We start from the raw sequence: 13,158 nt of genomic DNA, 5'->3' as shown, positions 1-13,158 counted from the left end.
TCACTCCCATGAACCATCGCTACGACTTCGTATTCCTCTTCGACGCCCGGGACGCCAATCCGAACGGCGATCCCGATGCCGGGAACCTGCCCCGCATCGACGTGGAGTCCGGCCAAGGCCTCGTCACCGATGTCTGCCTCAAGCGCAAGATCCGCAACTTTGTCGCCATGACCGGCGGCGGCGCGGACGGCAGGCGGATCTACTTCACCGAAGGAGCCGTCCACAACCTGCAGCACAAGGAAGCCCACGCCGCCGTGAAAATCCCTCCTGCGGAAGCAAAGGCTCCGAAAGAGGGAAAGAAGGACAAGGCCACGGAGTGGATGCAAAAAACTTACTACGATGTCCGTACTTTCGGCGCCGTAATGTCCACCGAGATCAATTGCGGACAGGTCCGCGGGCCGGTCCAGATCTCCTTCGCCCGCTCGATCGACCCCATCGTCTCCAGCGAGCACGCCATCACCCGCACCTCGGTGACCAATGAGAAGGATGCCGAAAAGGAGCGCACCATGGGCCGGAAATTCACCATCCCCTACGGCCTCTACAGGGTGCACGGCTTCGTGAATCCCTTCCTCGCGAAGCAGACCGGCTTCAGCGACGAGGACTTGGAACTCCTCTTCCAGTCACTGGAGAATGCCTTCCAATTCGACCAATCCGCCGCCCGCCCCGCAGGCAGCATGAATCCGCGGGCCCTGATCATCTTCAAGCACGACAACGGGCTGGGCAAGGCACCTTCCCACAAGCTCTTCGACGCTATCTCGATCCGGAAGAAGGACGGCATCGAGACACCCAGATCCTTCGCCGACTATGAGGTGACCATTGATCGCTCGGCGATCCCCGATGGCATCGAGATCATCGAGCGCATCTGATCCGTGTCCGCCGAGCACGCCCACCTCGAAGCCGCGTTGCCCGGGTTTTCCCGGGCGCGCGAGTTGCTGAAGGCCGCGGGGGATTCCGTGGCTCCGCTCGGGTTCACGGGGACGAAGTTCGACTTCTACCGCTTCGTGAATCGCTTCCGCCTGGCGACGTGCTTCGAGGGCATGCGGCTGGATGGCTTCACCGACGGGACGGCGGCGGGTTACGATGCCCTCACGCGGGTCTTCTTCGCCTGGTCCGCCTTCGAGCGATATGCGGACCTCGCGAATGACCGGCCGCCATTCCGCGCGCTTTTCGCGCATCATCCGCGGCGTCACGTGCGCGAGCTGGCATGCCACTGCCGCAGCCTGGATCCGGAGGGCCTGCTGGGAGAGTTCCTGGTCGCGCAGTCGCTGCCGGTGCACGAGCCCTACCTGAGGCGCTTCCTGGAGGGCCATGATTTCTCGGTGCTGACGCTGGCGGCGAGCATCCGCCATATCTTCGCCCACGGCATCCTGACGGCCCACCCGAATGGCATGCCGGCGGAGAATCTCTCCGCGATCGGCCGCAGCCTGGGGAACTTCCTGATCCACTTCATGCGCTCGGATTTCAGCCGGAGGCTGGCATTGGCCGAAGTTCGCACGGGCGGAGAAGGTTGACTCTGGCAAATCAATTTGTTATCTATCAAATGTCATCTCATCCCGGACTCTCCCCATGTTCGATGAAGATCATCTCGTCGCAATCTCGGCGCTGCAGCATTGGCTGTATTGTCCGCGGCAGTGTGCGCTGATCCATGTCGAGCGGGCATGGGAGGAAAACAAATTCACCGCGCAGGGGCGGGTGATGCACGAGCGGGCGCACGAGGGCCCGAATGAATCGCGGCCCGGCATCCGCATCACCCGCGGGCTGCCGGTCCGGTCGCTGGGGCTCGGGCTGTCCGGCCAGTGCGATGTGGTGGAGTTTCACACCGATGGCCGCGTGGTCCCGGTGGAATACAAGCGGGGCAAGCCGAAGGCGCACCGCGCGGACGAGGTGCAGCTCTGCGCGCAGGCGCTGTGCCTGGAGGAGATGCTCGGCGGTGCCATCGAGGGAGGATGCCTCTACTACGGTGAACGCCGTAGGAGGACGCCGGTGAATTTCGATCACGAGTTGCGGGATCTCGTCACCGTCACCGCGAGCTCCGTGCGGGAATGCCTGACCACGGGCACCACGCCCCCGGCGGAGTATGAGCCGCGGCGCTGCGATGCCTGCTCGCTCATCGAGCTCTGCCAGCCGCGTTCGCTCCGCTTCAGGCGCGGGGCTGCCGCTTGGTTCCAGCAGCGGCTGCGTGCCGCCATGGCTACCGATGTCAATGCCGACCCCGGAGACTCATGAAGAAGCATCTCAATACCCTCTTTGTCACCATGGAAGGTGCCTACTTGAGAAAGGATGGCGCGGCGGTGGAGATACGTCATGACGGGGAGTCGAAGCTGCGGGTGCCGCTGCACAATCTGGAAGGGATCGCCTGCTTCGGCTGGGACATCGGTGCCTCCGCGTCGCTGATCGCCGCCTGTGCCGAGGCCGGCGTGGCGATTTCCTTTCACAATCCGCACGGCAAATTCATGGCGGCCACCCGCGGCTACACCTCCGGCAATGTCCTCCTGCGACGGGAGCAGTACCGTCGTGCGGACCACGAGCCGGCCGCCGTGGCGATCGCTGCGAACATGCTGGCGGCGAAGCTTTCCAACAGCCGCCAGGTGATGATGCGCGCGGCACGGGACCATGGCGACAAGTCCGCGACGCGGGCATTTGCGCTGAGTCAGGCGGCGGATTTCCTCGCGGTGAGGATCGGCCTGCTGGGGCGTGCCACGTCGCTGGACTCGCTGCGGGGAATCGAGGGCGATGCCGCGGCGGCTTACTTCGCGGCCTTTCCTCACCTGCTGGTGAATCACGACCCCGCGATCGCCATCACCGGCCGCTCGCGCCGCCCGCCGCTGGACCCGGTGAATGCGCTGCTTTCCTTCCTCTACTCGCTGCTGATGCACGACTGCCGCAGCGCGCTGGAGAGCTGCGGGCTGGATCCACAGTGCGGCTTTCTCCATCGTGATCGACCGGGCCGCCCCTCCCTCGCGCTCGATCTGATGGAAGAATTCCGCTCCTTTCTCGCGGACCGGGTCGCCCTCACTCTCTTCAACCGGCGACAGCTCACCGCCACGGATTTCCGCACGGAGGAATCGGGAGCGGTGCTCCTGAAGGACGACTCGCGCAAGGCGGTGCTGGTCGCCTGGCAGGAGCGCAAGCAGGACGAGATCACGCATCCGTTCCTCGATGAGACCGTGACGGTGGGGATGCTCCCACAGCTCCAGGCCCGCCTGCTGGCGAGGCACCTGCGGGGAGATCTGGATGCGTATCCCGCCTTTCTTTCGAAGTAGCCGCCTCTTGCCCATGTACATCCTCGTCACCTACGATGTCGCCACCGTGACGCCCGCGGGAAAGTCCAGGCTGCGCCGCACGGCCAAGGCCTGCCTCGACTACGGGCAGCGGGTTCAGAATTCCGTCTTCGAGTGCAAGGTGGATCCCGCGCAACTGGTGGCATTCAAGGCGAGGCTGCTGGCAATCATCGACCCCCAGACGGATAGCCTGAGATTCTATCATCTGGGGTCGAACTGGCAGCACCGGGTGGAACACTACGGAGCCGATCCCGGCTACGACGTGGAAGGACCGCTTGTCGTGTGAGCGACGGGCTGCCACACTGCGGACATCATGGGAGCCCCCCATGACGGGAAGCACCGCGAACCCCAAGCGATCATCCCCACCCCGGGAGGTTCGCGCGGCTCGCAAGTGATTCCGGATCAGCTCTTTGACAATTTTCCACCTGACGACACCGCTTGGTAACGCCGTCAGGAAAATGGGGTTCGCGGAAAAGACTTTGCTTTCCCTAGGGAGACAAGGGCTCCAGACTGCCGCGGTCGCCTCTCACACGAGAGGCGCGGATTGAAACACCTTGCCGTCTTCGCCGAAGCAGGGACCGACCGTCGCCTCTCACACGAGAGGCGCGGATTGAAACCTTGCCGCGCTTGTCGTGGTATACCGGGAACACGGTCGCCTCTCACACGAGAGGCGCGGATTGAAACGCCCGCGCGTCCTGCTGTATCAGCCGGAACAAATGTCGCCTCTCACACGAGAGGCGCGGATTGAAACTGTTGGATATTTCGTATTTGAACCTTGGCCACTAGTCGCCTCTCACACGAGAGGCGCGGATTGAAACTAACAGACTGCCGGAATGAAGATTTGCGTTGCCAGGTCGCCTCTCACACGAGAGGCGCGGATTGAAACACCTGAAGTCCCGCGTCGGCTACGAAGTCGAAGAGTCGCCTCTCACACGAGAGGCGCGGATTGAAACACGTATGACACCATCGAAAACCAGTTCCGGGTGAGTCGCCTCTCACACGAGAGGCGCGGATTGAAACGTAAAGGCGTGATTCGGATTTCGTCACCCACACGGTCGCCTCTCACACGAGAGGCGCGGATTGAAACTTCTTCGTCTGCGTCGTGCTGTCCTGCTTCAGCGAGTCGCCTCTCACACGAGAGGCGCGGATTGAAACTCCATGGAGCCAGAGATTGCCACGCTCCCTGACTGTCGCCTCTCACACGAGAGGCGCGGATTGAAACGTAGGTCTCGGTGAGCTGCCAGAGCGAGGGCGCGGTCGCCTCTCACACGAGAGGCGCGGATTGAAACTTCGTGTTGTAGGGGTTTTCGCCTCCGGGCCCGGGTCGCCTCTCACACGAGAGGCGCGGATTGAAACCAGAATCCCAACCTTCCCGGGAATGAATGGACCCGTCGCCTCTCACACGAGAGGCGCGGATTGAAACGACGATTGAGAAGCGCGGAATCAGACCTTCGGCAGTCGCCTCTCACACGAGAGGCGCGGATTGAAACAGCGTGTCGATGTGAAGGGTGCGGGCCTTCTCCAGTCGCCTCTCACACGAGAGGCGCGGATTGAAACTCGGCGTGGATGATCTTGCCCATTGCCGAGGACAAGTCGCCTCTCACACGAGAGGCGCGGATTGAAACCTCACTTCCGCAATCACGGGATCAGGGACCGCTGTCGCCTCTCACACGAGAGGCGCGGATTGAAACATATCTTCCTGCTCTCTCAACTGTGGTTTGAGGGTCGCCTCTCACACGAGAGGCGCGGATTGAAACACCGTCCTCCGCCCCCCACAGCCCGGTCCCTCCCGTCGCCTCTCACACGAGAGGCGCGGATTGAAACGAAAAACACGGGAGCCTTGTCTTGAACAATTTCGTCGCCTCTCACACGAGAGGCGCGGATTGAAACCGCTATGAGACCGCGGGCAAGTTCGAATCCATCGGTCGCCTCTCACACGAGAGGCGCGGATTGAAACGGGGCATGAAACCGCAAATGTTCGGGATCATTTGTCGCCTCTCACACGAGAGGCGCGGATTGAAACACCTGATTGTTAAGGGAATGGTTCCGCGTGGCTTGTCGCCTCTCACACGAGAGGCGCGGATTGAAACCACTTGCACGCCTGTTCGGATTGACCCGCAGGCGTCGCCTCTCACACGAGAGGCGCGGATTGAAACGCCATACGGGTGAACCGGTTAATGTCCCTGTGGAGTCGCCTCTCACACGAGAGGCGCGGATTGAAACAGTTTTGGGGCGTGGTTCTGTTACTTGGGAAAAGAGTCGCCTCTCACACGAGAGGCGCGGATTGAAACCGCATGTATCCAACCGCCACGCCAGTGATGACGAGTCGCCTCTCACACGAGAGGCGCGGATTGAAACATCCTCTATTTCTTCCCGTGGTTTGTAGATCCGCGTCGCCTCTCACACGAGAGGCGCGGATTGAAACATCGACGTGCAATCGCTCGTGGGTGGCACTTACGGTCGCCTCTCACACGAGAGGCGCGGATTGAAACCGATCATGGAATGCTGGACGGCCAAGCGCATCGGTCGCCTCTCACACGAGAGGCGCGGATTGAAACTGGCAAGACACGACGACCCGCCCGAAGATTGAGCGTCGCCTCTCACACGAGAGGCGCGGATTGAAACTTGCACGCTATTAGGATCGGAGTGCCATCCTTGGGTCGCCTCTCACACGAGAGGCGCGGATTGAAACCCCTGATTGGCAAGCCATGGGTCAGCGGGGCGCGGTCGCCTCTCACACGAGAGGCGCGGATTGAAACTTTCGATGTGAAATTCACGGATCAGGACGGAGAGTCGCCTCTCACACGAGAGGCGCGGATTGAAACTTTGCTCGGGCAGAGACGGCGCTGTAGCTGGTGGGTCGCCTCTCACACGAGAGGCGCGGATTGAAACCCGAGGCCACTGTAGCTCAGGGGTAGAGCAGCCGGGTCGCCTCTCACACGAGAGGCGCGGATTGAAACACCGATGCGGACGGGGTGCGGAGCACGGACGTGAGTCGCCTCTCACACGAGAGGCGCGGATTGAAACCAGTCGTGGACGGCAGCGGCGAGCGTCGGCGAGGTCGCCTCTCACACGAGAGGCGCGGATTGAAACTCCGCGAGTATCGCCCGGCCATCCGTCAAGGTTGGTCGCCTCTCACACGAGAGGCGCGGATTGAAACTTCGAACGGTCGCAGGCGGACGCGGTCCAGCTTGTCGCCTCTCACACGAGAGGCGCGGATTGAAACGTCCTCCTCGTGGCACAATCCCGGATGAGCCGTGGTCGCCTCTCACACGAGAGGCGCGGATTGAAACAACTCCATGCCCCAAGTGATCCGCGAGGCCTTCGTCGCCTCTCACACGAGAGGCGCGGATTGAAACGGTATCATCGGCGGCGGAGGTCGGACGATATCGTCGCCTCTCACACGAGAGGCGCGGATTGAAACCGGGCGATTTCTTCGAACGTAACCTTGCCGTCCGTCGCCTCTCACACGAGAGGCGCGGATTGAAACACCTGAGCCTCGGAGTTCTTCGCCGACCTCGCTGGTCGCCTCTCACACGAGAGGCGCGGATTGAAACACGGTCAGCGCGCGCGACGTGTTCCCGTCCGCAAGTCGCCTCTCACACGAGAGGCGCGGATTGAAACTCGTAGGTCAGCACGGCATTCTCTGCCTTCAGGGTCGCCTCTCACACGAGAGGCGACGCTCCTCCTTCGTGCGAGCATATCCCCGCTTTTCAACCCCTCTTTCGCATCTCTGTTTGCAGTTGCCCTGCGGTCCCGGCACCGGTGCGCGCCACGGCGATTTCTCAGTTTCACAGGCAAGGACTTTCCAAGACATCCCCTGCATTTCCCACTACCTGCCTGCCCGGATCGATCTCCATGACCCCGAATCACTTGGGACCGATCAATTCACCGCCAAGGCTTCACAAGCGGGCGCTACTTCTTTTGGGACGAAGATCGCGCATTCCGACTCTCACGACGGCAATGAAACCGAATCGTGGAATCCTCCATCTGCTGCCGCTTGCCGCGGCGGCCTTCGCCCTGAACGCAAATGCCGCGGAGCTGAATATCTATTCCCACCGCCACTACCCGCAGGATCAGGCGATCAACAAGCTTTTCACCGAAAAAACCGGCATCGAGGTCAAGGTGGTGAATGCCGATGCGGACCAGCTCATCGAGCGCCTGAAGTCGGAAGGCGAGAACAGCCCTGCCGACCTGCTCGTGACGGTGGATGCCGGACGCCTCCAGCGCGCGAAGGCCGATGGCCTGCTGCAGCCGGTGAAGTCCGAGGCGCTGGAAAAGGCCTCCGCACCCGGCCTGCGCGATGCCGAGGGCTACTGGTATCCCTACACCCTGCGCGCCCGCGTCATCCTGGCGGCAAAGGACCGCGTGCAGAAGGACGAGATCAAGAGCTACGAGGACCTCGCCGATGCCAAGTGGAAAGGCCGCCTGCTCGCCCGCTCCTCCTCCAGCAGCTACAATCAGGCGCTCGCCGCTTCCGTGGTGACGGCCAATGGCAAGGACAAGGCCGCCGAGTGGGCCAAGGCCGTGACGGCCAATTTCGCCCGCCCGCCGCAGGGTGGCGACCGCGACCAGATCAAGGCCGTGGCTTCCGGCCTCGCCGATGTCTGCATCTCGAATACCTACTACCTCGGCCTGCTGCTGAACTCGAAGGACGAGGCCGACCGCAAGGCCGGTGAGTCGGTCCACGTGATCTTCCCGAATCAGGACGGCCGCGGTGCCCATTGCAATGTCAGCGCCTCCGGCATCACGAAGCACGCGAAGAATGTCGAGCAGGCGAAGGCCTACATGGAATTCCTCGTCACCCCGGAAGTGCAGAAGATGATCGCAAACTCGACCTACGAGTATCCGGTGAGCGGCGATACGAAGCTCAGCCCGACCCACGAGGCATGGGGCGAATTCAAGATCGACACCGAGACCTTCCCGAAGATGGGAGAAAACCAGCCGGAAGCGGTCCGAATCTTTGACCAAGCGGGCTGGAAGTGACTTCACTCTGACGGATGCCCGTCACTTCTACCAACAAGCCATCCCCGGCGAAATCCAGCGCCGGGGGTGGCTTTGCCATTCTCGGGGCATGGCTTCCCGCCTTGCTGGTGCTCACCCCGCTGCTGATCATCCTGTGGCGGTCCTTCCAGCCCGCGGGGGAGGCATGGGACCAGATCGTGGAAAACCGCCTGCCCGGCTACCTGCGCCAGACGCTGGTGCTGCTGGGCAGCGTGACCACGCTGGCGGTGCTCTTCGGCGTGCCCGCGGCGTGGTTCGTCTCGGTGTATCGCTTTCCGGGGCGGCGGTTCTTCGAGGTGGCTCTGCTGCTCCCGCTGGCGATGCCGGGCTTCATCGCAGCGGTCGGGTATGTGGATGCCTTCCGCGAGCTGATCCCGGTGTATGTCTGGATCCGGAAGAACTGGGGCATCGAGGCTTTCCTGAAGTCCCAGGAGATCGCGCCATGGATCTTTGGCACCGGGGTGCTGGCGGCGACACTCTTCCCCTACGTCTATCTGAGCTGCCGGGCGGTCTTCGCACGGCAGGCGGCGGGGGCGCTGGAGGCGGCGCGCCTGCTCGGTGCGGGCGGCTTCCGGTGTTTCGCCACGGTGGCCATGCCGATGGCACGGCCCGCGGTGGCTGCGGGTGCCAGCCTGGTGGCGATGGAGGCGGTGAATGACTTCGGCGTGGTGACCCACTTCGGGCTGGTGCCGCTGACGCCCGGCATCTTCCGCGCGTGGAACGAGGGGAACCTCGTCTCCTCGATGCGCCTCGCAATGATCCTGCTGGTCATCGTGGTCATCGCGCTGGGGATCGAGCGATGGCAGCGGGGCCGGAAGAAATACTTCACCGAGACTCCGGATGCCCCGCTCACGCGCGCCAGGCTGGGCCCCGCGGGCGTGGCCACCGCTTGGCTGGCCTGCGGCATTCCGCTCCTCCTCGGCTTCCTCATCCCCGGGTGGCGCCTCGTGCGCTGGACCCTGCAATCGTGGGACGTGATGGATTGGCCCACGAATCTCAAGGCCTCGGTGAATTCCTTCACCCTGGCCGCTGGCGCCACGCTGCTGATCTTGGTCGCGGCCTTCGCTGTTACCGCCGCGCACCGGGCGCTACGGCGGCGGTCCCTGCTGCTCGCGCGGCAGGTGGGCGTGCTGGGCTATGCGTATCCCGGGGCGCTGGTGGCGGTGGGGATGGGCGCGCTGGTCTCCACCCTGGCGTTCGATTTCCCCGGCTGGGCCTCGCTCGCGCTGAGCGGGTCCACCTTCGGCCTGATGCTCGCCTACTTCATCCGCTTCCTCGCGGTGGCCATCCAGCCCGCCTCCGCGGGATTCGAGCGCCTGCCGGAGAGCCTGCACGATGCCGGCCGCACGCTCGGTGCCGGTCCGCTGCGCACGCTGCTGGAGGTGGACCTGCCCCTCATACGGCCCGCGCTGGTGGCCGGTGCCGCGCTGGTCTTCATCGATGTCTTCAAGGAACTTACGATGACCCTCGTACTACGCCCCTTCGACTTCGAGACGCTCGCCACCCTCACCTTCCGCCTCACCGACGAGAGCCGCATCCCGGAGGCGGCCCTGCCCGGCCTCCTCATGGTCTCGCTCAGCTTGCTCGGGCTGATTCCCCTGGTACGATTGCTCCACGACGCCCGCCGATGAACCTGCTCCAAGCGAATACGATCTCGAAGCGCTACCGCGGGAACTCCCGCGCCGCGGTGGATGCTGCCAGCTTCGGCGTGGCCGAGGGCGAAATCCTCGCACTGGTCGGGGAGAGCGGCAGTGGCAAGACGACCCTGCTCCGCATCCTGGCCGGACTCGAGACGCCCGACTCCGGGGATATCCAACTGGACGAGCGCGTGATCTCCGCGCCCGGCACCATCTTGCCACCGGAGCGCCGAGGCATCGGCATGGTCTTCCAGCATCACGCTCTCTTCCCCCATCTCACGGTGGAGAGGAATATCGCCTTCGGCATCCGCCGCCTGCCCCGGAAGGATCGCGCCGAGCGCATCGCCTCCCTGCTGGACCTCATCGGCCTGCCGGACTTCGCCAGGCGCTACCCGCATGAGCTCTCCGGCGGCGAGCGCCAGCGCATCGCCCTCGCCCGTGCCCTCGCACCGCGGCCGCGCCTGCTGCTGCTGGACGAGCCCTTCTCCAGCCTGGATGCCCGGCTGCGACAGAGCGTGCGCGACGATACCCGCGCCGTGCTGAAGCAACACGGCACCACCGCCATCTTCGTGACGCACGATACGGATGACGCGCTCGCCGTGGCGGACAAGATCACCGTCATCCGCGAGGGCGTGGTGCAGCAGTCCGGCGCTCCGCCAGAAATCTATCGCGCCCCGGCGAATGCCTACGTGGCCTCCTTCTTCGGCATCTGCAATTTCATCCCGCTCTGCCCGCTGATGCCCGGCGGCCCGTGGAAGCGCCACCACATCGGCCCGCACGAGGGAGACCGCGGGCTGTGGATCCGACCGAAGGACATGCACCTCGTGCCTGCTGGCCGGGCACCCGCCCAGACGCTCACCGGGGTGATCCGCCGTGTCAGCTTCCTGGGCATGGCATTCGAGGTGACGCTGGAGTGCGATGTCCCGGAGCACGGCGTCTTCCACGTCATCGTCCACCACGGGAGCAATGAACCTCTGAACGTGGGCGAGCGCGTCGGCATCCTCCCGCGTGACGCCGAATCATGACCGCCGGGGAAATCTCACGGACCCGGCAGCTCACGCACGAGGGCATGCAACGGGGCATCCGTCACCTCGCTGCCGGTGATTTCACGGAGGCTCTGGCGGAGTTCGATTCCGTGGCGGGGATCCGTTCGCAATGGCCGTGGCAGGAAGACCCGGAGCTCGCGTGGATGCTCGCTGCCACGTGGATCAATCGCGCAGATGCCCTCCAGGGCGCAGGCTCTCTGCAAAAGGCGCTCGCTTCACTCGATCTCGGCATCAGTGCCATGGAGCACGTCCCTGCCGATGCCGCTCCCGGTGTCCGCGAGCGCCTCATCCTCGCCTGGCTGAAGCGCGCGGAGTTGTGCGCCTCGTGCAGTGATCCGCTTGCGGCGGGCGATGCTTTCCGGAAAGCGGAGTCCCTGCTCGTGGAAATCCCCGGCAACAGGGAGCTCGCCATGATGCTCACGGCGAATCGCGCGCGCTTCCTGCTGGATCAGGGAGAGGTCATCACCGGACTCGCGGACGCCAGGCGAGCCGTGGAGATGTCCCGCAGCTTGGAAGCCGCTGGCGATGCCTCCGGCAGCATCCTCGTGCGGTCCATCCTCTGCCGCGCACTGGCAGCACTGCTCGATGCGCCAGAACACCTCGATCTCACGGACGACTGGATCGCGGAGGCGACGGATGCCGTGGAGGAGTCCCTCGGCTTTGCGCGCCGGACTGCTGACGACTCCGGCACCATCGCGGACCTCATCCGCTACGGGGCGAGGATCTATCGCACCTGCCAGCCGCAATTCCTCGCGCCTTTCCTCAAGGACGTTTTCCACTCGGGAAGCGCGCTTCGCAAGGACGAGCGATTGTTGCAAGAGATGCGGAACGAACTCCTGCTGGCACAGGTCGAGGTGGAAAAGCTCATCCTCCTGCGCCCTCATGACGATGCCCATGTGGCACGCCAGGCGAAGACCCTGCAGGCGATCCAGGCCACGTTATCCTTCCTCGGGCGAGCCTGAAGGGATGGCTTGGTAATCCGGCTGCTCCCCGGTAGTCCTGTGCCATGCAACTGCCGCCTCCCCTGGAGACCATCCCTCCGGAAATCGCCTCCGTGGAGGACTATGAAGCGCTCGCCCGCGAGCGCCTGCCGGCATCCGTGTGGGCGTATCTCAATGGCGGCAGCGCGGACGAGCTGGCCATGCGGGCAAATCGCGAGGCGCTCCTGCGCATCAAGGTGCTGCCCCGCTTGCTGCGACCGATGCAGGGCGCGCACACGCGGCTGACGCTTCTGGGCACGGAACTCGCGCACCCCGTGATCATCGCGCCCACCGCATTCCACCGCATGTTCCATCCGGAGGGCGAGCTGGCCACGGCACTCGGCGCAGCCGCGACGGAATCGCCGATGGTCGTGAGCACGTCCGCCACCCACACGCTAGAGGACATCGCAGCCACGTCACGCACCCCGCTGTGGTTCCAGCTCTACATCCAGCCGGACCGGGAATTCACCATCGCCCTCGCACAACGCGCGGAGGCCGCCGGATACAAGGCACTCGTGCTGACCGCGGATGCACCGCTGAACGGCTTGCGGAACCGCGAGCAACGCGCGGGCTTTTCCCTGCCGCCCGGCATCGAGGCGGTGAACATGAAAGGCGTCCGCGCCTTCCCACCCGCGGACCGCGTCTTCGGCAGCGATCTGTTAGACCGTGCGCCTGTATGGGAGGACATCGCGTGGCTGCGCTCGCACACCTCTCTGCCCATCATCCTGAAAGGCGTGCTGCACCCGGAGGACGCCGAGCTGGCGATCCAGGCGGGAGCCAGCGGCATCATCGTCTCGAATCACGGCGGCCGCACCCTGGACATCGTCCCCGCCGCGCTTCATGCCCTGCCTGCCATCGTCAAGAAGGTCGCGGGGCGCGTGCCCGTGCTGATGGATGGCGGTATCCGCCGTGGCTCGGATGCCTTCATCGCCATCGCCATGGGAGCCGATGCCGTCCTCTGCGGCAGGCCCGTCGTCCATGGCCTCGCAGCCGCGGGTGCGGTGGGCGTGGCGCACGTGTTGAAGCTCCTGCGTACCGAGCTGGAAATGACGATGGCCCTCGCCGGATGCCGCACGCTCGCGGAGATCCGAAATGCCTCGCTGACCTTCGCTCCCTGAAGCATCCGCCGGAAAGCAAACGCCGCCCGGCCCCATGAACGGACCGGACGGCGCTGATACCAAACGCAGCAATTAACTATTACCTCAAAATC

Annotated in this window: 10 protein-coding genes and 1 CRISPR repeat array; all 10 genes read left to right on the top strand. The window is 64.1% G+C overall.

Going from position 1 to position 13,158, the window contains the following annotated elements; translation table 11 throughout:
* Positions 1-8: 8 nt before the first annotated feature.
* The 10 genes from cas7c (at position 9) to OKA04_RS22670 (ending at position 13,066) form a co-directional block, all read left to right on the top strand.
* The gene (gene cas7c, locus OKA04_RS22715) at positions 9-866 is read left to right on the top strand and encodes a type I-C CRISPR-associated protein Cas7/Csd2 (protein WP_264503519.1); all 858 of its coding nucleotides are present in this window, start codon (positions 9-11) and stop codon (positions 864-866) included.
* Between the two features lie 3 nt (positions 867-869).
* Positions 870-1,511, top strand: a complete 642-nt coding sequence (locus OKA04_RS22710) for a hypothetical protein (RefSeq protein WP_264503518.1) — start codon at positions 870-872, stop codon at positions 1,509-1,511.
* A 55-nt stretch (positions 1,512-1,566) separates the two neighbouring features.
* Positions 1,567-2,226 (top strand): CRISPR-associated protein Cas4, encoded by a 660-nt coding sequence (gene cas4 / locus OKA04_RS22705; protein WP_264503517.1) that lies wholly within the window; start codon positions 1,567-1,569, stop codon positions 2,224-2,226.
* The gene (cas1c, locus tag OKA04_RS22700; protein ID WP_264503516.1) at positions 2,223-3,263 is read left to right on the top strand and encodes a type I-C CRISPR-associated endonuclease Cas1c; all 1,041 of its coding nucleotides are present in this window, start codon (positions 2,223-2,225) and stop codon (positions 3,261-3,263) included. The genes cas4 and cas1c overlap by 4 nt, the downstream gene beginning before the upstream one ends.
* 13 nt (positions 3,264-3,276) lie before the next feature.
* The gene (cas2, locus tag OKA04_RS22695) at positions 3,277-3,567 is read left to right on the top strand and encodes a CRISPR-associated endonuclease Cas2 (protein WP_264503515.1); all 291 of its coding nucleotides are present in this window, start codon (positions 3,277-3,279) and stop codon (positions 3,565-3,567) included.
* 232 nt (positions 3,568-3,799) lie between these two features.
* Positions 3,800-6,905: direct repeats of the CRISPR family, unit length 33 nt; unit sequence GTCGCCTCTCACACGAGAGGCGCGGATTGAAAC.
* 339 nt (positions 6,906-7,244) lie between these two features.
* Complete coding sequence (locus tag OKA04_RS22690) at positions 7,245-8,267, top strand: extracellular solute-binding protein (protein ID WP_264503514.1); 1,023 nt, start codon at positions 7,245-7,247, stop codon at positions 8,265-8,267.
* 14 nt (positions 8,268-8,281) lie between these two features.
* Entirely contained in the window at positions 8,282-9,916 is a 1,635-nt protein-coding gene (locus tag OKA04_RS22685) for an ABC transporter permease (protein WP_264503513.1), read from the top strand.
* A complete protein-coding gene (locus OKA04_RS22680) occupies positions 9,913-10,947 on the top strand; it encodes an ABC transporter ATP-binding protein (RefSeq protein WP_264503512.1) in 1,035 nt (344 codons plus the stop codon). Before OKA04_RS22685 ends, OKA04_RS22680 begins: the two co-directional genes overlap by 4 nt.
* Positions 10,944-11,930 (top strand): tetratricopeptide repeat protein, encoded by a 987-nt coding sequence (locus OKA04_RS22675; protein ID WP_264503511.1) that lies wholly within the window; start codon positions 10,944-10,946, stop codon positions 11,928-11,930. Before OKA04_RS22680 ends, OKA04_RS22675 begins: the two co-directional genes overlap by 4 nt.
* A 44-nt stretch (positions 11,931-11,974) precedes the next feature.
* A complete protein-coding gene (locus OKA04_RS22670) occupies positions 11,975-13,066 on the top strand; it encodes an alpha-hydroxy acid oxidase (protein WP_264503510.1) in 1,092 nt (363 codons plus the stop codon).
* Positions 13,067-13,158 lie beyond the last annotated feature (92 nt).

It is taken from the genome of Luteolibacter flavescens, assembly GCF_025950085.1.
GTDB classification, from domain to species: domain Bacteria; phylum Verrucomicrobiota; class Verrucomicrobiia; order Verrucomicrobiales; family Akkermansiaceae; genus Haloferula; species Haloferula flavescens.
This window is presented reverse-complemented; position numbering and strand designations above follow the sequence as displayed.

What these genes read in the sequence shown, in the direction of transcription:
- OKA04_RS22680 (WP_264503512.1), top strand. Translation starts at nt 9,913, where the DNA reads ATGAACCTGCTCCAAGCGAATACGATCTCGAAGCGCTACCGCGGGAAC.
- cas4 (WP_264503517.1), top strand. Translation starts at nt 1,567, where the DNA reads ATGTTCGATGAAGATCATCTCGTCGCAATCTCGGCGCTGCAGCATTGG.
- OKA04_RS22670 (WP_264503510.1), top strand. Translation starts at nt 11,975, where the DNA reads ATGCAACTGCCGCCTCCCCTGGAGACCATCCCTCCGGAAATCGCCTCC.
- cas2 (WP_264503515.1), top strand. Translation starts at nt 3,277, where the DNA reads ATGTACATCCTCGTCACCTACGATGTCGCCACCGTGACGCCCGCGGGA.
- cas7c (WP_264503519.1), top strand. Translation starts at nt 9, where the DNA reads ATGAACCATCGCTACGACTTCGTATTCCTCTTCGACGCCCGGGACGCC.
- cas1c (WP_264503516.1), top strand. Translation starts at nt 2,223, where the DNA reads ATGAAGAAGCATCTCAATACCCTCTTTGTCACCATGGAAGGTGCCTAC.
- OKA04_RS22690 (WP_264503514.1), top strand. Translation starts at nt 7,245, where the DNA reads ATGAAACCGAATCGTGGAATCCTCCATCTGCTGCCGCTTGCCGCGGCG.
- OKA04_RS22685 (WP_264503513.1), top strand. Translation starts at nt 8,282, where the DNA reads ATGCCCGTCACTTCTACCAACAAGCCATCCCCGGCGAAATCCAGCGCC.
- OKA04_RS22675 (WP_264503511.1), top strand. Translation starts at nt 10,944, where the DNA reads ATGACCGCCGGGGAAATCTCACGGACCCGGCAGCTCACGCACGAGGGC.